This is a genomic window from Micromonospora sp. M71_S20, from assembly GCF_003664255.1.
Taxonomy (GTDB): Bacteria; Actinomycetota; Actinomycetes; order Mycobacteriales; family Micromonosporaceae; genus Micromonospora.
Genome location: NZ_RCCV01000001.1, coordinates 1,669,881 through 1,688,156, shown reverse-complemented (window position 1 = coordinate 1,688,156; position 18,276 = coordinate 1,669,881). Strand labels below are relative to the sequence as shown.

Sequence of the window (18,276 nt, the reverse complement as noted above, 5' to 3'; positions counted from 1 at the left end):
GGCCGCGAGACTGTTCGCCGTCCCGACGGGAGCCCGTGTCGTGTCCCAGCCCCACCTCCGCACCGTTGTCGTGCTCGCCGCCGGTGAGGGCAAGCGGATGAAGTCGGCGCTGCCCAAGGTGCTGCACCCGCTGCTCGGCCGTACCCTCGTCGGCCACGTGCTCGCCGCCGCCGCGCCGCTGGCCGCGGACCGCACCGTGGTCGTGGTGGGCCACGGCGCCGACCAGGTCCGCGCGCACCTCGCCGAGATCGCCCCCGACGCCACCCCGGTGCTCCAGGCCGAGCAGCTCGGCACCGGGCACGCCGTCCGGATCGCGCTGGACGCCGCGCCGGAGGCCACCGGCACCGTGGTCGTCATCAATGGCGACGTGCCGCTGCTGCGCCCGGAGACGGTGGCCGCGCTCGTGGAGGCGCACGAGGGCGCGGGCGCGGCGGCGACCGTCCTCGCCGCCGAGGTGCCCGACCCGACCGGCCTGGGCCGGATCGTGCGCGACGCCGACGGGCGGCTCGAGCAGATCGTCGAGGAGCGCGACGCGACCGGGGCGCAGCGGGCGATCCGGGAGATCAACGCCGGCATCTACGCGTTCGACGCCGCCCGGCTGCGCGACGCGCTGGGCAAGCTGTCGACCGACAACGACCAGGGTGAGGAGTACCTGACCGACGTCTTCGCCCTGCTGGGTTCGGCCGGCGAGCCGGTGGCGGTGCACGTGGCGGCGGACCACGTGGAGACGCTGGGCTGCAACGACCGGGTTGAGCTGGCCGCCCTGCGCCGGCTGCTGCGCGACCGGGTCAACGAGGCGTGGATGCGTACCGGGGTCAGCCTGCTCGACCCGGACACCACCTGGATCGACGTGACGGTGGCCCTTGACCGGGACGCCGTGGTCGACCAGAACACCCAGCTGCGCGGCGGCACGGTGGTCGGCACGGGCGCCGTGGTCGGGCCGGACGTGACGCTGATCGACACCGTCGTCGGCCCGGGCGCCACGGTGCTGCGCAGCCACGCGGTGGGCGCGGAGGTCGGTCCGGGCGCCAGCGTCGGGCCGTACGCGTACCTGCGGCCGGACGCCCGGCTGGCCGAGAAGGCCAAGGTCGGCACGTTCGTCGAGGTGAAGAACTCGGAGGTGGGCGCGGGCGCGAAGGTGCCGCACCTGTCGTACGTGGGGGACGCGACGATCGGCGCGAAGGCGAACATCGGCGCGGCGACGATCTTCGTGAACTACGACGGGGTGAACAAGCACCGCACCACGGTCGGCGAGGCCGCGTTCATCGGCTGCGACACCAGCCTCATCGCGCCCGTCGAGGTGGGCGCCGGGGCGTACGTGGCGGCGGGCAGCGCGATCACGCAGGACGTGCCGCCGGGTGCGCTCGGGGTGACCCGTGCGCCGCAGCGCAGCATCGACGGTTGGGTGGCCCGCAAGCGGGCCGGTACGGCCTCGGCGGAGGCGGCGGCGCGGGCCCGGGCGGCCGATGAGGATGCGTCGGCGCCGGGATCCCGGGCAAGTGAAGGTGAGGCAATCCACGGGGATGCCGAGCCGGTCGGGTCGGCCTCGGGCGCGGGGGATACTGCAACCGAATAGTCCCCGGCCCACCACCACCGCCGGGTACCACCGACCAACGGGAGCAGACGGGCCCATGGGCAGCATCGTCGCCGAAAACCGCAAGAGCCTGATGCTTTTTTCCGGACGTGGCTTTCCGGAGTTGGCCAAGGAGATCGGTGAGGTGCTCGGCGTCGCGCCGACGCCGGCCGACGCGTACGAGTTCGCCAACGGTGAGATCTTCGTACGGTTCAAGGACTCGGTGCGCGGTTCGGACGCCTTCGTGGTGCAGTCCGTCACGCACGGGGTCAACACGTGGGTCATGGAGACCCTCATCATGATCGACGCGCTGAAGCGCGGTTCGGCCAAGCGGATCACCGTGGTGCTGCCGTTCTACCCGTACGCCCGGCAGGACAAGAAGCACCGCGGCCGGGAGCCGATCTCGGCCCGGCTGGTGGCGGACCTGCTGAAGACGGCCGGGGCGAACCGGATCCTCACCGTCGACCTGCACACCGCGCAGATCCAGGGGTTCTTCGACGGCCCCGTCGACCACCTCTTCGCGATGGACATCCTCGCCGAGTACGTCGAGCACAAGTACGCCGGCCGCCCGATGACGGTGGTCGCGCCGGACTCGGGCCGGGTGCGGGTGGCGGAGCGGTGGACGGACCGGTTGGGTGGCTGCCCGCTGGCGTTCATCCACAAGACCCGGGATCCGCTCAAGCCGAACCAGGTCGTGGCGAACCGGGTGGTCGGTGAGGTCGAGGGGCGGGTCTGCCTGATCGTCGACGACATGATCGACACGGGCGGCACGATCTGCAAGGCGGCGGACATCCTCCGGGAGTCCGGCGCGGCGGACGTCATCGTCGCCTCGACCCACGCGCTGCTCTCCGACCCGGCGACCGAGCGGCTGAAGAACAGCCCGATCAGCGAGGTCGTGGTGACCAACACGCTGCCGCTGCCGCCGGAGAAGCAGCTCGACAAGATCACCGTGCTGTCGATCGCGCCGCTGCTGGCGCGGGCGATCCGTGAGGTCTTCGACGACGGCTCGGTGACCACCCTCTTCGGTGGACTGAGCTGACCGTCTGACGCCCGGGCCGGGCGGGCACGCCCTCCGGTCCGGCGTCGGCGGCGTCTCCGCGCCGACCGGCCGTGGGCGTGGAGGCCGCACCGGCGACCCCTGCGGCGGCGGCGCGCGGCGGCCGGCGGCGGGTGTCGCCGGGGCGGGCCCGGATCGCCCTGCGGGCCTGCGGGAACGGTGATAAGGGGACTGCCGGAGCGCGCGGAATCAGCTCGGGTAGACTGGTGCGGTTGCCACGGCGAGGGTGCCCGGCGGGCCGCTGAAAAGCGCCGCACGGAGGCACCGTCATCGACGCGGTGCTCCGGGCAGTCGTTCTCGACGCATGAGCCCCAGCGAGCCCCTCGCCCCAGCACCGCCAGACGACAAGCCGCCGCAGCGAAAGCATCAGGAGTTTTCCCGTGTCCGAGGTAAAGATCAGCGCCGAGCCCCGTACCGAGTTCGGCAAGGGTGGTGCCCGTCGTACCCGCCGGGCCGGCAAGGTGCCCGCCGTGCTTTACGGCCACGGCGAGAAGCCCAAGCACATCGCGCTGCCGTCCCGTGAGTTCGCCGCCGCGATCCGCAAGGGCGGCGCCAACCAGCTCTTCGCGATCGAGGTCAGCGACGGCACCCAGGTGCTGGCGCTGCCGAAGGCGATCCAGCGTGACCCGATCAAGGACACCTTCGAGCACGTGGACCTGCTGCTGGTCCGCCGGGGCGAGAAGGTCACCGTCGAGGTCCCGGTCCAGCTGACCGGCGAGGCCGCGAAGGACACCCTGATCGTGCACGACCACGACACCCTGTCGGTCACCGCCGACGCCACCAAGGTGCCGGACCACCTGGAGGCCTCGATCGAGGGCATGGAGGCCGGCACCCAGGTCACCGCCGGCGACGTGGAGCTGCCGGCCGGCGTCGAGCTGGCCGCCGACTCGGAGCAGACCGTCGCCTCGGTGACGGCCGCGCCGACCGCCGAGCAGCTCGAGGCCACCCTCCCCGAGGTCGAGGAGGCCGCCGAGGAGGCCGAGGCCGGTGTCGGCGAGGAGACCGCCGAGGCCGCCGAGGCGCCGGCCGCGGAGGGCGAGGAGAACGCCGAGGCGAAGACCGAGGCCTGACCGGTCCGCATCGTTGCGACAGGCGTCCCCGCGCGGTCGGGGGCGCCTGTCGGCGTATCGGTGGCCGGGCGGGCGGGTGACGGCGAGCAGCGGGAGGGGCGGGGCGTGACGGACGAGACGGGGCCGTGGCTGGTGGTCGGCCTGGGCAACCCGGGTCGGGAGTACGCCGGCAACCGGCACAACGTCGGCTTCATGGTGGCCGACCTGCTGGCGGGCCGGCTCGGCGCGAAGTTCGGCCGGCACAAGCGGGCGGTGGCGGAGGTCGCCGAGGGGCGGCTCGGGCTCGGCGGGCCGAAGCTGGTGCTGGTCAAGCCGCTGACGTACATGAACCTCTCCGGCGGACCGGTGACCGGCCTGGCCCAGTTCCACAAGGTGCCGCCGGGCCGGGTGGTCGCGGTGCACGACGAGCTGGACATCGGCTACGGCCAGCTGCGGGTGAAGTGCGGCGGTGGCGAGGGCGGGCACAACGGCCTGCGGTCGATGTCGAAGTCGCTGGGCACGAAGGAGTACGTCCGGGTGCGGTTCGGCATCGGCCGGCCGCCGGGGCGGCAGGACCCGGCGGACTACGTACTGTCGGATTTCGGCGCGGCCGAGCGCAAGGAGCTGGAGTTCCTGGTGGACCGGGCCGCGGATGTGGTGGAGTCGGTGATCACCAGGGGCGTGGAGCCGACGCAGAACCTCTACCACGGGGTGTGAGCGCCGGGTCGGGCGACGGGGGCCGGTAGTCTTCGCCTTTCGGCGCGACGCGACCGTCGGGCGGGTCGTCGGCGGCGGCGTGCCGGGCGTGGAGCACGGCGAGGCGACGGGAGCAGGAGTCATGGGCAGTCCTCCGATGATCGACGGCGCTTTCGCCCGGTGGCTGGCGGCGCGGGCCGGTCAGGCGCTGCTGGCCCTGCGGTCCGAGATGGGCTTCGCCGACGCGGGGGCGTTGAAGTCGGCGGGCGACAAGGTCTCGCACGACCTGATCCGCACCGAGCTGGCGAAGTGGCGGCCGGGTGACGCGGTCCTCTCCGAGGAGGACGAGGGTTCGCGGCTGGCGTGGGCGGCGGAGGTGAACGCCGAGGCGGTGTCCCGGCTGACCGCCGACCGGGTGTGGATCATCGACCCGCTGGACGGCACCCGGGAGTTCTCCGAGGAGGGCCGTTCGGACTGGGCGGTGCACGTGGCGCTCTGGGCGCGCAACGCGCCGACGCCGCATGGGCTGGTGGCGGGCGCGGTGGGGCTGCCGGCGCAGCAACGGGTGCTGGGCACCGACTATCCGCCGGCGTACCCGCCGCTGACCCTGGAGGCGGCGGCGGCCCCCGGCGGGCGGACGATCCGCCTGGCGGCGAGCCGGAGCCGGCCGCCGGTGTTCCTGACCGACCTGGCGGAGGACGTCGGGGCGCACCTGGTGCCGATGGGCTCGGCCGGGGCGAAGATCGCCGCGGTGGTCACCGGCGAGGTGGACGCCTACATCCACGCGGGCGGCCAGTACGAGTGGGACTCGGCCGCGCCGGTCGCTGTGGCGACGGCCACCGGGCTGCACGCTTCCCGGATCGACGGTTCTGCGCTGAGATACAACGAGGCGGATCCGCGCCTGCCGGACCTGCTGGTCTGCCGCAAGGATCTCGCCAGTCGGTTGCTTGCAGCGTTGCAGCGTCATTCCGGGTAGCCTGATCGGCACTTCTTGGCATGCCCGACCGGAAAGGTCTGGAATACGATGAGCGGATTCGAGCGAAGCGAGCCCGTGTCATGACCGCCCCCGCCGCCTACCAGGTGTCGCACCTCGACGCGCTGGAGGCCGAGAGCATCTTCGTGATGCGCGAGGTGGTCGCCGAGATGGAGCGGCCGGTGCTGCTCTTCTCGGGCGGCAAGGACTCGATCGTGATGCTCCGGCTGGCCCAGAAGGCGTTCGCCCCGGCCAACATCCCGTTCCCGGTCATGCACGTGGACACCGGGCACAACTTCCCCGAGGTCCTGGAGTACCGGGACCAGCGGGTCGCCGAGCTGGGGCTGCAACTGGTGGTGGCGAGCGTGCCGGAGGCGCTGGCCAGCGGGCTGGTGCGGGAGTCGGCCGACGGGATGCGCAACCGGATCCAGACGCCGGTGCTGCTGGAGGCGGTGGAGAAGCACCGGTTCGACGCGCTCTTCGGCGGCGCCCGCCGCGACGAGGAGAAGGCCCGCGCCAAGGAGCGGGTGTTCAGCTTCCGCGACGAGTTCGGCCAGTGGGACCCGAAGAACCAGCGCCCGGAGCTGTGGTCGCTCTACAACGGCCGCCACCACCCGGGCGAGTCGATCCGGGTGTTCCCGCTGTCCAACTGGACCGAGCTGGACGTCTGGCACTACATCGCCCGCGAGCGCATCGCCCTGCCGTCGATCTACTACGCCCACGAGCGCGAGGTCGTCGAGCGCGACGGGATGCTCTACGCGGTCAACGAGTTCTTCCGTCCCCGGGCGGGCGAGGACCGGTTCAAGGCGCGGGTGCGCTACCGGACGGTGGGCGACGCGTCCTGCACGGCGGCGGTCCGTTCCGACGCCGACACGGTCGAGAAGGTCATCGAGGAGGTCGCCGCCACCCGGATCACCGAGCGCGGCGCGACCCGGGGCGACGACCGGGTCAGCGAGGCCGCCATGGAGGACCGCAAGCGGGAGGGCTACTTCTGATGACCACCGAGACCGTGGCGCCCGCGGCCACCGAGACGCCCGGCAGGCCGATGGACCTGCTGCGCTTCGCCACCGCCGGCAGCGTCGACGACGGCAAGTCGACCCTGATCGGCCGGCTGCTCTACGACACGAAGTCGCTCTTCACCGACCAGCTCGCCGCCGTCGAGGCGGTCAGCGCCGCCCGGGGCGACGAGTACACCAACCTGGCGCTGCTCACCGACGGCCTGCGGGCCGAGCGCGAGCAGGGCATCACCATCGACGTGGCGTACCGCTACTTCGCCACCCCCCGGCGGAAGTTCATCATCGCGGACACCCCGGGGCACATCCAGTACACCCGGAACATGGTCACCGGGGCGTCGACGGCCGACCTGGCGCTGATCCTGGTGGACGCCCGCAAGGGCCTGGTCGAGCAGTCCCGCCGGCACGCGTTCCTCTGCTCGCTGTTGCGGGTGCCGCACCTGGTCCTCTGCGTCAACAAGATGGACCTGGTCGACTGGTCGCAGGAGGTCTTCGAGCGGATCGCGGACGAGTTCACCGCGTTCGCCGCGAAGCTCGACGTGCCCGACCTGACGGTGGTGCCGATCTCGGCGCTGCGCGGCGACAACATCGTCTCCCGGTCGGAGAACATGCCCTGGTACGAGGGCCCGTCGCTGCTGCACCACCTGGAGCGGGTGCACATCGCGAGCGACCGCAACCTGGTCGACGTCCGGTTCCCGGTGCAGTACGTGATCCGCCCGCAGTCGACCACCGTCACCGACTACCGGGGCTACGCCGGCCAGGTCGCCTCCGGCGTGCTCAAGCCGGGCGACGAGGTGATGGTGCTGCCGTCCGGGTTCACCAGCCGGATCGCCGCCGTGGAGACCGCCGACGGGCCGGTCGCGGAGGCGTTCCCGCCGATGTCGGTGACCGTACGGCTGGAAGACGAGATCGACATCTCCCGGGGCGACATGATCTGCCGTCCGAACAACGCCCCGGCGGTGTCCCAGGACATCGAGGCGATGGTGTGCTGGATGGACGAGACCCGTCCGCTCCAGGTCGGCGGCAGGTACGCCGTCAAGCACACCACCCGCTCCGCGCGGGCGATCGTGCGCGGGTTGCACTACCGGCTGGACGTCAACTCGCTGCACCGCGACGAGTCCGCCGACGGGCTCGGGCTCAACGAGATCGGCCGGGTGCGGTTGCGGACCACCGTTCCGCTGCTCGCGGACGAGTATCGCCGCAACCGCACCACCGGCGGTTTCGTGATCATCGACGAGGCCACCAACCGTACGGTCGGCGCGGGGATGATCGTCGAGGCGCAGTGACCCCCACGGTGGGCGGGTGACCGCCCACCGTGGTCAGTCCAGCCGGGCCGCGCCCGGGCCGGGCAGGACGGTGACGTGGCCGGGCGCGGCGAAGCCCCGCTCGGCGTACGCGGCCGTGACGGCGGCGGCGACCGCGTCGGCCCGCTCCGCGTCGACGAGGGCGAGGACGCAGCCGCCGAAGCCGCCGCCGGTCATCCGCGCACCGAGCGCCCCGGCGGCCAGGGCCGCCTCGACGGCCGTGTCGATCTCCGGGACGGTGATCTCGAAGTCGTCCCGCATCGAGGCGTGCGAGGCGGTCAGCAGCGGGCCGATCTCGCGTACCCGCCCGGCGCGCAGCAGCGCGACGGTGTCGAGCACCCGCTGGTTCTCGGTGACGACGTGCCGTACCCGGCGGCGGGTCTCGTCCTCGTCGAGTCGGGCGAGGGCGTCGGCCAGCCCGTCGGCCGGGACGTCCCGCAGCGCCGCGACGCCGAGCAGCCCGGCCGCCCGCTCGCAGGAGGCGCGGCGGGCGGCGTACTCGCCGTCGGCGTGCCGGTGCGGGGCCCGGCTGTCGACGACCAGCACGGCGAGGCCGGCGGCGTCCAGGTCGAAGGGGACCTGCTCGACGGACTCGTCGCGGCAGTCCAGGAAGAGCGCGTGCCCGGCGCGGCACCGGATCACCGCCGACTGGTCCATGATCCCGGTCGGCGCGCCCACGTAGTCGTTCTCCGCGCGCTGGGCCAGCCGGGGCCGCCGCTCGGCGGGCAGGTCCAGCCCGCCCAGGTCGACAAGGGCGGCCAGCACGGCGGCCTCCAGCGCCGCCGAGGAGGACAGCCCGGCGCCCAGCGGCACGTCGGAGGCGATCGCCAGGCGCGCGCCGGGCACCGCGTGCCCCGCCTCCCGCAGCGCCCAGACGACCCCCGCCACGTAGGCCCCCCAGCCGTCGACGCGGCCGGGCCCGGCGAGCTCGTCGGCGCCGAAGGTGACCGTCTCGCCGGTGAGCTCCGAGCAGACCGTCCAGGTGTCGCCGGGCTGCGGGGCGGCTGCCACCACCGTGCGCAGCGGCAGGGCGAAGGGGAGCACGAAGCCGTCGTTGTAGTCGGTGTGCTCGCCGATGAGGTTCGCCCGCCCGGGAGCCGCCCAGCGGCCGGTGGGCGGCTCGCCGTACGCCGAACGGAAGCCGGCGGTGGCGCGGGTCGCGACGTCGTCGGTCATCGCGGCCCCACGATGTGGGTGCGGTAGAAGGCCCAGGCGTCGGCGACGATGTCGGGCAGGGTCGGCTTCTGCGGCACCCAGCCCAACTCCTCGCGGGCGAGTGCGGACGACGCGACCAGCTCGGCGGGATCGCCCTCGCGGCGCGGTGCCACCTCGACCGGCACGGGGTGCCCGGTGACCTCGCGGACCACGTCGACCACCTGCCGGTTGGTGAAGCCGTTGCCGTTGCCCAGGTTGTAGATCCTGTGCTGGCCGGCGGTCGCGGCGTCGAGCGCCAGCAGGTGGGCGCGGGCCAGGTCGGCGACGTGGATGTAGTCGCGCACGCAGGTGCCGTCGACGGTCGGGTAGTCGTCGCCGAAGAGCTGGAGCTTCTCCCGCCGGCCGGCGGCCACCTCCAGCGCGATCGGGATCAGGTGGGTCTCGGGGTCGTGCCGCTCGCCGAGCGCGACGTCGCCGTCGAGGTACGCGCCGGCGACGTTGAAGTAGCGCAGCGAGACGGCGGCCAGGCCGTGCCCGATCGCCTCGGAGGTGAGGGCCATGTCGACGGCGAGCTTGGTGGCGCCGTAGGTGTTGGTGGGGGCCTTGACCGCGGTCTCCGGGATCGGCAGCTCGGTGGGGTTGCCGTAGACGGCGGCGGTGGAGGAGAAGACCAGGCGGGGCACGCCGGCGGCCCGGACGGCGTCGATCAGGGCGATCGAGCCGACCGTGTTGGCGTGCCAGTAGAGCTCGGGCCTGGTCATCGACTCGCCGGCGGCGATCAGCGCGGCGAAGTGCAGCACCCCGTCGAAGCCCGCGCCGGGGGTGAGCACCCGCGCGGCGTCGTGGACGGACGCGTCGACGTACGTGGCGTCGGGGGCGAGCGCCTCCCGGTGGCCGGTGCGCAGGTCGTCGAGCACCACCACCTCGTGGCCCGCGTCGAGCAGCATCCGGGTCACCACGCTGCCGATGAAGCCGGCGCCGCCGGTGACGAGCAGTTTCACGTCGGTCTCCTCCTGCCTGGCCGCCCGGTCGCGGCCCGTGTCGTGATCACCCTACGGCCGGTCGTGCGGGGACCGCCCTCCGTCGGCGACCTTGCCATTCCATCATGATTCCCCAACTTCGAACAGACCCGAACATGGACAGCCTGCCGGCCCGGTGCTGTCTACCATCACTGTCATGCGGGAAGCGGGTGCTCCCGGGCTGCGGCGACGCGCCCGGAGCCGGTCACGCCGCGAGCCGGGGCCGCTGCCCCGGGCCGTCGCCCGGATGGTGGTGCGCGCCGCGGACGCCGCCACCCGGGCGGTGACGGCCCTGCTCGGCGCCAGCCCGGCGGCCGGCCGGGAGCGGATCAGCGAGGCGGAGCTGCGCGACCTGGTCGCCGCCAACACCCTGCTCGACCCGGTCGAGCGCCGCATCATCGACGAGGTGCTGGTCGCGGGCGCGAGCCTCGTCCGCGAGGTGATGATGCCGCGCACCGAGGTCGTCTTCCTCTCCGCCCGGCTCACCATCGCCGAGGCGGAGCGGCTGGTCCGGGCCGAGACGCACACCCGCTACCCGGTCATCGACGGCACCCACGACGACGTGGTCGGCTTCGTGCACCTGCGCGACGTGCTGCTCCACCCCGACCTCGACCCCCGCACCACCGTCGGCGAGCTGGCCCGGGAGGTGAAGCGGCTGCCCGGCAGCAAACGGGTGCTCGCCGCGCTCAGCGAGATGCGCCGGGAACGCCACCACCTCGCCGTGGTGGTCGACGAGTACGGCGGCACCGCCGGCATCGTCACCCTGGAGGACCTGATCGAGGAGCTGATCGGGGAGATCCACGACGAGTACGACACCGCCCCCGACCCGGTGCACGCGGGCCTGCCCGCCGTGGTGGACGGCCGGCTCAACCTCGCCGACTTCGCCGAGCACACCGGCGTGAGCCTGCCGCCCGGCCCGTACGAGACCGTCGGCGGCTTCGTGATGGCCGCGCTGGGCCGGCTCCCGGTCGCCGGCGACGAGGTGCCGGTGACCGCCGGCCCGGCCGGCGACGGCCGCGCGGAACCCGACGACCCGTCCGGCGGGTGGCTGCTGCGGGTGCTCACGCTGGAGGGGCGACGGGTGGCCCGGCTCACGGTCACCGCCGGGCGCCTGCCGGAGCCACGGCGCGAGGTCGCCGCCCCGGCACCGACGGGGCGGAGCCGACCCGCCGGCCCGTCATGACGCGCACCGGGTCTTGCTGACAGAATTGCCGCCATGCCCGACGTACCCGCCCGCCCCCGCGTCTTCTCCGGCATCCAGCCGACGGCCGACTCGTTCCACCTCGGCAACTACCTGGGCGCCGTGCGGCACTGGGTGGCGTTGCAGGACACCCACGACGCCTACTACTGCGTGGTCGACCTGCACGCGATCACCGCGGGGCACGACCCGAAGACGCTCGTGCAGCGCTCCCGGATGGCGGCCGCCCAGCTCTTCGCCGTCGGCCTCGACGCCGAGCGCAGCACGGTCTTCGTGCAGTCGCAGGTGCCCGAGCACTCGCAGCTCGCCTGGGTGCTGGGCTGCATCACCGGGTTCGGCGAGGCGAGCCGGATGACGCAGTTCAAGGACAAGTCGCAGAAGCAGGGCGGCGAGCGGGCGAGCGTCGGCCTGTTCACCTACCCGATCCTGCAGGCCGCCGACATCCTGCTCTACCAGGCCAACGCCGTGCCGGTGGGCGAGGACCAGCGTCAGCACCTGGAGCTCTCCCGCGACCTGGCCCAGCGGTTCAACTCGCTGTTCGGGCCGACCCTCACGGTGCCCGCGCCGCACATCGTGAAGGACACCGCGAAGATCACCGACCTCCAGGACCCGACGGCGAAGATGTCGAAGTCGTCCTCGTCGCCGGCCGGCATCGTCAACCTGCTGGATGATCCGGCCCGTTCGGCCAAGAAGATCCGTTCCGCGGTCACGGACACGGGTCGGGAGATCGTCTTCGACACCGAGACCAAGCCCGGCATCTCCAACCTGCTGACCATCTACTCGGCCCTGAGCGGGCGCAGCGTCGACGACCTGGTCGCCGCGTACGCCGGCAAGGGCTACGGCGACCTGAAGAAGGACCTCGGCGAGGTGGTGCGGGAGTTCGTCGGCCCGGTCCAGGAGCGCACCCGGACCTACCTCGACGACCCGGCGCAGCTGGACAAGCTGCTCGTCGCCGGCGCGGAGAAGGCCCGCGCGACCGCCGACGCGACGCTGCGCACCGTGTACGAGCGGGTGGGCTTCTTCCCGCCGGTGCGCGGCGAGTAGCGCCCCGGCGCGACGGGTGAGGGCGGACGGGCCGGTGGCCGGAGGGATGACGGACAGCGTGGATCGCAGGGACGGGGCGCCGGACGCCGGCGACACCATCGAGATCGGCATCGCGGTCGACATCCCGGAGCCGTGGGGCGGCATGCTCACCCGGCGGCGCGTCGAGGCCGGCGACCCGCGGGTCGTGCCCGCCCACGTGACCCTGCTCGGGCCGACCGAGATCCCGGTGGCGACGCTGCCGGCGGTGGAACGGCACCTCGGCGCGGTCGCCGCCGCCCACCTGCCGTTCACCCTGCACCTGCGGGGCACCGGCACGTTCCGGCCGGTGACCCAGGTCGTCTTCGTGGCCGTGGCCGCCGGGATCAGCGAGTGCGAGCTGCTCGCCGCCGCGATCAGGGCCGCCCCCGAGCTGCACCGCGAGACACGCTTCCCGTACCACCCGCACGTCACGGTCGCGCAGGACGTCGCGCCGGAGGCGCTGGACCGGGCGTACGAGGACCTGGCCGACTTCTCGGCCATGTTCGAGGTCGAGGCGTTCACCCTCTTCTCGCACAGCGGGCAGACCCGGTGGCAGCCGCGCCGGGACTTCCGGCTGGGCGGCTGAGCGGTCGCCCGGGTGCGCCACGAGCGCCACGGCGTCCACCGTGCCGACGCCGACCCACGCCGTACGATCGACGCCGCCTCGTGCCGCGTGGCCGCCGCCCGGTGCGGGCCGGCGGCCGGTTGCCGGCGCGGGGGCGGGAGATCGGCGAGGATGACGGCGTGAACGTGCTGGGCCGCATCGAGGCGGGCATCGACCGTCGGATCAGCGCCATGCGCCGTCGGTGGGGCGCCGCCGACCACCTGTGGCGGGCCGGCGTGCTCTACAACGACGTGCTGGGCGGGCGGCTGGCCGCCGCCATCGCCTACTACGGCTTCTTCGCGGTCTTCGCGCTGGCGCTGGTCGGGTACTCGATCTTCGGGGCCATCCTGGAGGACAACGACGAGGTCAGCGCGGCCGCCGCGGACTTCCTCCGGGAGAACCTGCCGTTCCTCGACCCCGTGCAGATCGCCGACAGCAGCGGCACGGTCGGGGTGGTCGGCCTGATCATCCTGGCGTTCACGGGGATCGGCTGGGTGGAGGCGATCCGCTCCTCCCAGCGGCTCATGTACGGGCTCAACCAGCAACCGGGCAACCTGGTGGTCCGCCGCCTGGTCGACCTGGGCGTGCTGGTGGTCATCTTCGTGCTGCTCGGCGTCTCGGTGGCGGCGGTGGACGCCCTGGAGTCGCTGCTGCGCTTCCTGCTGCGCAGCACCGGCTCGGTCGGCCTGACCACGGTCAGCGCGGTGCTCAGCGTGCTGGTCAACGCGGTGCTGGCCACCCTGCTGCTGGTGGCGGTGCCGAGGCTGCGGATGAGCCGGGCCCGACTGCGCCCGGTGGTGCTGCTGGTCGCGGTCGGCATCACGCTGCTGAACACCGTCGGGCGCTTCTACGTGGTGCGCACCGAGCGGAACCCGGCGTACACGGTGGTGGCGGGCGCCGTGGGGCTGCTGCTCTACCTCTACCTGCTCAACCAGTTGGTGCTCTTCGGCGCGGCGCTGGCCGCGACCAGCCCGCGCGGGCGGGTGGTGGACCTGGCGGAGGGCCCGGCGCCGGTGGACCTGGACGCGGACACGGATCCCGGCGCCCCGGGCGGGGCCGGATGAGTGGGGGAGCGGGCGTGCGGATCTCGGTCGACCAGGGCTCGGCGGTGCCGCCGTACGAGCAGGTGCGCGGGCAGCTCGCGGAGCTGATCGGGACGGGCCGGTTGGCGGTGGGCACGCGGCTGCCCACCGTCCGACGCTTCGCGGCCGACCTGGGGCTGGCGGCCAACACGGTGGCCCGGGCCTACCGGGAACTGGAGACGGCCGGTCTGCTGGAGACCCGCGGCCGGCACGGCACCTTCGTCGCACCCGGGCGCGATGATGCGACGGACCGGTTGCAGCGGGTGGCGGCCGACTACGCCGCCGAGGCCGCCCGGTTGGGCGTGCCGCCCGCGGCGGCGCTGGCCCTGGTCCGCGCGGCGTTGGACGCGACGCGACCGGGCTGACGCCGCGCGGCGGAATCCCGACAGCCACGGCGGCGGTGAATAGGGGCGAATGCCTCCCTGTGCCGTGGCGCGACGGACCATGATGGGCGCGTGGGCGCACTCGTGACACTGGACCTGCCGGACGACTCGCCGATGCTCGGCCTGCCGTGGATCATCACCTTCGGCCCGCTCGGCGACGCCGACGAGTGGGAGCCGGTGGTCTGCGGCCCCTACGAGCGGCCGCACGCCCTCGCGCTGGCCGAGGCGATCGTCGCCGAGGAGCAGCTGATGGCGGTGGTCGAGCCGCTGCTGCCCGCGGTCTCGGCCGAGGAGATCCGGGGCGAGATCGCCGCGGCACAGGTCGCCGCCGAGGACGAGGCGGCGCAGTTCGACCAGGCCGACCTCTACGGCGACTTCGAGGACACCATCGACGAGGAACTGGAGGCGGCGGCCGAGGAGGCCGACCGGGCGGAGCCCCTCGCCCCGCCCACCGAGGCCGAGCTGCGGGCGGGCTTCGGGCGCATCGCCGCCAAGCTCACCGGCGGCGCCTGAGCCGGTCCGGGCGGAGCCGGGGCCGCCCGGCTGCGCGGGTCAGCGGCGGTGGGGCGAGCTGTGCAGCACGCAGAACTCGTTGCCCTCGGGGTCGGCCAGCACCGTGAACCCCTCGTCGCCGCGCTGCCCCACGTCCGTGGGCCGGGCGCCGAGCCCGATCAACCGGCTCACCTCGTCCGCCGGATCGCCGTCGGCGACCACGTCCAGGTGCAGCCGGTTCTTTCCGTGCTTGGGCGTGCCGGAGCCCTGCAACCAGACGGTGGGAGCCCCGACCCGGTCGTCCGGGGGATGGAGCTTCGCGCTGCCGTCGCCGCCGGCGTCGACGGCGTAGCCGAGCGCCGCCGCCCAGAAGCCGGCCATCAGGTCGAGATCGACGACGTCGAGGGTGTACTGCGCGACGCGAACCACCATGGGCCTGCCGTACCCGCAGGGGCCGGGGGCGACACGTGCCCCGATGGACGCCGGCGCCGCCGGAGCGGACTCCGGTGGCGCCGGCGCCACCTCACCCCCCACCACAAGGGGTCGGTAGCCCAGTCGCCCGTCGGCGCGGGGCACAACGGACGACCAGGTCGATGACGGGTTACCCGCTCAGCGCCGTTCGAACCAGGCCGCCGCGTCGACTCCGAGCAGATGGCCGGAGCCCTGCCCGGTGAGCGGCTCGCTGGCGGCGATCGGCGCGCCGTACCCGTCGATCAGGGCCGGCGCACCGCTGATGTTGACCACGCAGGTCAGCACGGTGTCGCCGGCGGTGCGGCTGAAGGCGAGCATTCCCGGCCCGGCCTCCAACCAGGTGACCCCGCCCGCGTCGGCGGCCAGCGCCGGGTGTTCCCGGCGGATCCGCAGCGCGGTGCGGTAGAGCTCCAGCGTCGAGCCGGGCACGCCGGCCTGGGCGGCGACCGAGAGGCCACGCCAGGTCGCGGGGGCCGGCAGCCAGCTCAGCTCGCTGCCCTGCGGCCCGAAGCCGTACGGGGCCAGCTCGCCGCTCCACGGGATCGGTACGCGGCAACCGTCCCGGCTCTGCCCGGTGCGCAGGAACGCGGGGTCCTGGCGCAGCTCGTCCGGCAGGTCGAGCACCTCCGGCAGGCCCAGTTCCTCGCCCTGGTAGATGTAGGCGCAGCCGGGCAGGGCGAGCATCAGCAGGGTGGCGGCCCGCGCCCGGCGCAGCCCTTCGGCGCCGTCGCCGTAGCGGGTGACGTGCCGCTGCTTGTCGTGGTTGGACAGCACCCAGGTGGTGGGCGCGCCGACGATGGTCGACTCGGCGAGCGCGGTGTCGATGACCTTGCGGAACGAGTCGGCCGACCAGGTCGCGTCGAGGAAGTCGAAGCTGAACGCCTGGTGCAGCTCGTCCGGGCCGATGTAGCGGGCGAGGCGCTGCGGGGTCTCGGCCCACGCCTCGGCGACCGCCATCCGGCCGCCCGGGTAGCTGTCCAGGATCGGCCGCCAGGCGCGGTAGATGTCGTGCACCTCGTCCTGGTCGAAGTAGGGGAGCCGGCCCTTGCCGAGCAGCTCCGCCTGGCGCTGACCGGTGGTCATCGAGCTGAACCCGACGTTCGGCAGCCCCTCGGCCTTGATCATGCCGTGCGCCACGTCGATCCGGAAGCCGTCCACGCCCCGGTCGAGCCAGAAGCGCAGGACGCCCTCGAACTCGGTCCGGACCTCCGGGTGGCGCCAGTTCAGGTCCGGCTGGGCCGGGTCGAACAGGTGCAGGTACCACTGGCCGTCGTCGATCCGCGTCCAGGCGGGGCCGCCGAAGATGCTCTCCCAGTCGTTCGGGGGCAGTTCGCCGTGCTCGCCGGTGCCCTCGGCGAAGAGGTAGCGCGCGCGCTCGGGGGAGCCGGGGCCGGCGGCCAGCGCCGCCTGGAACCACGGGTGCGCGCTGGAGGTGTGGTTGGGCACCAGGTCGACGATGATCCGCAGGCCGAGGGCGTGCGCGTCGGTGATCATGGCGTCGAAGTCGGTGAGGGTGCCGAACATCGGGTCGACGTCGCGGTAGTCGGCGACGTCGTACCCTCCGTCGATCATCGGCGAGGTGTAGAACGGGGTCAGCCAGAGCGCGTCCACCCCGAGGTCGCGCAGGTACGGCAGGCGCTCACGGATGCCCTGGAGGTCGCCGACGCCGTCGCCGTTGGAGTCGGCGAAGCTGCGTACGTAGACCTGGTAGACGACCGCGGAACGCCACCAGTCGTCGTCGGAGGTCAGCGGCGTGGGGTTGCTGACGGTCATCGGTGGCGTTCCCCGTTCTGTGGCGCGGGACGGCGGCACCCGGCGCGTGCGGGTGCGGGGGCGGTGTCTGAGCAGAATGCCGCCCGCGACTGCAAGAGTCAAGCATTCCTTGCGCAAGAAATGGCAATGATCACGCCACGACTCCGCCGGCTCACGATCGGTGAGCCCTTCCGGGGCCCGCGGCCAGGTCGGCGAGGGCGGTCGGGCGGGCAGACGGGGCGGTCAGGCCGGTACGGCGAGGGCGGGCGGGGCCGGGCGCTGCCGGGTCGCGCCGCCCGGAGCCCACCGGGCGGCGTCGGTGGGGGCGACCGCGGTGGAGCCGCGCACCACCAGTTCCGGGCGGAACACGTACTCCGAGTGCGGGGCGGCGTGCCCGTTGATCTCGTCGACCAGGGCCCGGACGGCGGCGACGGCCATCGCGGCCACCGGCTGCCGCATGGTGGTCAGCGGCGGGTCGGTGAAGGCCATCAGCGGGGAGTCGTCGTAGCCGACCACCGACAGCTCGCCGGGGACCGACATGCCGCGCTGCCGGGCGGCCCGGATCGCGCCGAGCGCCATCAGGTCGGAGCCGCAGACGATGCCGGTGACACCGCGGTCCAGCAGCCGGGCGGCGGCGGCCTCGCCACCCTCCACACCGAACAGGGAGAGCTCGGCCAGTTCGTCGAGGCCGGCCTCGTCGACGCCGACCAGCCGGCCCATCGCGGCCCGGAAGCCGGCCACCCGGCGCTGCACCGGCACGAACCGGTCCGGGCCGGTGATCAGCCCGATGCGGCGGTGTCCGAGCGCCACCAGGTGGGCCACGGCCAGCTCGGTGGCCTCGCCGTCGTCGCAGGAGACGAAGGGCGCGGGGATGCCGGGCGCGTACCCGTTGATCATCACGACGGGCAGCGGGCGGGCGATCAGGGCCCGGTAGCGGTCGTGGTTGGCGGCGGTGTCGGCGTGCAGGCCGGAGACGAAGACTATTCCGGAGACCTGCCGGTCCAGCAGCATCTCGACGTACTCGTCCTCGGTGACGCCGCCGGCGGTCTGGGTGCACAGCACGGGGGTGAAGCCGCTCTGCGCCAGGGTCGACTCGATCACCTGGGCGAAGGCGGGGAAGATCGGGTTGTCGAGCTCGGGGACCACCAGACCCACGAGGCCGGCGCTGCGCTTGCGCAGCCGGGCCGGGCGTTCGTAACCGAGCACATCGAGGGCGGTCAGTACGGCTTGCCGGGTTTCGGGGGCCACTCCCGGGCGGTCGTTGAGCACCCGCGACACCGTGGCCTCGCTGACTTCGGCCTGTTGGGCGATGTCGGACAGTCGAGCGCGCATGGGCGCACTTTAGCTCACTGGCAAGTTCTTGCGTACACTTCTGCAAGCCCTTCCATTCTCT

The 18,276-nt window shown here is 73.4% G+C and carries 18 protein-coding genes; 13 read left to right on the top strand and 5 right to left on the bottom strand.

The window, feature by feature from the left end; all coding sequences use genetic code 11:
- Nucleotides 1-40: 40 nt before the first annotated feature.
- The 7 genes from glmU (at nt 41) to DER29_RS07450 (ending at nt 7,647) form a co-directional block, all read left to right on the top strand.
- Nucleotides 41-1,576: a bifunctional UDP-N-acetylglucosamine diphosphorylase/glucosamine-1-phosphate N-acetyltransferase GlmU gene (gene glmU / locus DER29_RS07480; protein WP_370040046.1), complete on the top strand. Its 1,536-nt coding sequence runs from the start codon at nt 41-43 to the stop codon at nt 1,574-1,576.
- Nucleotides 1,577-1,631: 55 nt separating this feature from the next.
- On the top strand, nt 1,632-2,612 hold the full coding sequence (locus tag DER29_RS07475) for a ribose-phosphate diphosphokinase (protein ID WP_121396689.1): 981 nt from the start codon (nt 1,632-1,634) through the stop codon (nt 2,610-2,612).
- Nucleotides 2,613-3,010: 398 nt separating this feature from the next.
- Nucleotides 3,011-3,700 (top strand): 50S ribosomal protein L25/general stress protein Ctc, encoded by a 690-nt coding sequence (locus DER29_RS07470; protein ID WP_121396688.1) that lies wholly within the window; start codon nt 3,011-3,013, stop codon nt 3,698-3,700.
- Between the two features lie 105 nt (nt 3,701-3,805).
- A complete protein-coding gene (pth, locus tag DER29_RS07465) occupies nt 3,806-4,396 on the top strand; it encodes an aminoacyl-tRNA hydrolase (RefSeq protein ID WP_121399069.1) in 591 nt (196 codons plus the stop codon).
- A 121-nt stretch (nt 4,397-4,517) separates the two neighbouring features.
- Entirely contained in the window at nt 4,518-5,351 is an 834-nt protein-coding gene (locus DER29_RS07460; protein ID WP_121396687.1) for an inositol monophosphatase family protein, read from the top strand.
- Between the two features lie 80 nt (nt 5,352-5,431).
- Nucleotides 5,432-6,343 carry a sulfate adenylyltransferase subunit CysD gene (cysD, locus tag DER29_RS07455; protein ID WP_121396686.1) on the top strand — a complete coding sequence of 304 codons (912 nt, stop codon included), beginning with the start codon at nt 5,432-5,434 and terminating at the stop codon, nt 6,341-6,343.
- Nucleotides 6,343-7,647, top strand: a complete 1,305-nt coding sequence (locus tag DER29_RS07450) for a sulfate adenylyltransferase subunit 1 (protein WP_121396685.1) — start codon at nt 6,343-6,345, stop codon at nt 7,645-7,647. Before cysD ends, DER29_RS07450 begins: the two co-directional genes overlap by 1 nt.
- Nucleotides 7,648-7,680: 33 nt before the next feature.
- Here the strand turns inward: DER29_RS07450 and galK are convergent, their stop codons facing one another.
- Nucleotides 7,681-8,841 (bottom strand): galactokinase, encoded by a 1,161-nt coding sequence (gene galK, locus DER29_RS07445; RefSeq protein ID WP_121396684.1) that lies wholly within the window; start codon nt 8,839-8,841, stop codon nt 7,681-7,683.
- The gene (gene galE, locus DER29_RS07440; RefSeq protein ID WP_121396683.1) at nt 8,838-9,821 is read right to left on the bottom strand and encodes a UDP-glucose 4-epimerase GalE; all 984 of its coding nucleotides are present in this window, start codon (nt 9,819-9,821) and stop codon (nt 8,838-8,840) included. Before galE ends, galK begins: the two co-directional genes overlap by 4 nt.
- A gap of 265 nt (nt 9,822-10,086) precedes the next feature.
- Here galE and DER29_RS07435 point away from each other — a divergent pair, with 265 nt between their 5' ends.
- From DER29_RS07435 to DER29_RS07410, 6 genes are all read left to right on the top strand, one after another.
- The gene (locus DER29_RS07435; RefSeq protein ID WP_233600020.1) at nt 10,087-11,022 is read left to right on the top strand and encodes a hemolysin family protein; all 936 of its coding nucleotides are present in this window, start codon (nt 10,087-10,089) and stop codon (nt 11,020-11,022) included.
- A 33-nt stretch (nt 11,023-11,055) separates the two neighbouring features.
- A complete protein-coding gene (gene trpS / locus DER29_RS07430; RefSeq protein ID WP_121396681.1) occupies nt 11,056-12,081 on the top strand; it encodes a tryptophan--tRNA ligase in 1,026 nt (341 codons plus the stop codon).
- Nucleotides 12,082-12,127: 46 nt separating this feature from the next.
- Entirely contained in the window at nt 12,128-12,685 is a 558-nt protein-coding gene (locus DER29_RS07425; RefSeq protein WP_121396680.1) for a 2'-5' RNA ligase family protein, read from the top strand.
- Between the two features lie 158 nt (nt 12,686-12,843).
- The gene (locus tag DER29_RS07420) at nt 12,844-13,767 is read left to right on the top strand and encodes a YihY/virulence factor BrkB family protein (protein ID WP_121399068.1); all 924 of its coding nucleotides are present in this window, start codon (nt 12,844-12,846) and stop codon (nt 13,765-13,767) included.
- Nucleotides 13,768-13,781: 14 nt separating this feature from the next.
- Nucleotides 13,782-14,150: a GntR family transcriptional regulator gene (locus DER29_RS07415; protein ID WP_233599671.1), complete on the top strand. Its 369-nt coding sequence runs from the start codon at nt 13,782-13,784 to the stop codon at nt 14,148-14,150.
- Nucleotides 14,151-14,240: 90 nt separating this feature from the next.
- Nucleotides 14,241-14,681: a hypothetical protein gene (locus DER29_RS07410; protein ID WP_121396678.1), complete on the top strand. Its 441-nt coding sequence runs from the start codon at nt 14,241-14,243 to the stop codon at nt 14,679-14,681.
- A 39-nt stretch (nt 14,682-14,720) separates the two neighbouring features.
- On the opposite strand, the gene DER29_RS07405 is transcribed toward DER29_RS07410, so the two are convergent.
- From DER29_RS07405 to DER29_RS07395, 3 genes are all read right to left on the bottom strand, one after another.
- Nucleotides 14,721-15,092, bottom strand: coding sequence for a VOC family protein (locus DER29_RS07405; protein WP_121396677.1), 372 nt, complete (start codon nt 15,090-15,092; stop codon nt 14,721-14,723).
- Between the two features lie 177 nt (nt 15,093-15,269).
- Nucleotides 15,270-16,904, bottom strand: coding sequence for a glycoside hydrolase family 13 protein (locus tag DER29_RS07400; protein WP_121396676.1), 1,635 nt, complete (start codon nt 16,902-16,904; stop codon nt 15,270-15,272).
- 222 nt (nt 16,905-17,126) lie between these two features.
- Nucleotides 17,127-18,215 carry a LacI family DNA-binding transcriptional regulator gene (locus DER29_RS07395; RefSeq protein ID WP_121396675.1) on the bottom strand — a complete coding sequence of 363 codons (1,089 nt, stop codon included), beginning with the start codon at nt 18,213-18,215 and terminating at the stop codon, nt 17,127-17,129.
- Between the last annotated feature and the right edge of the window lie 61 nt (nt 18,216-18,276).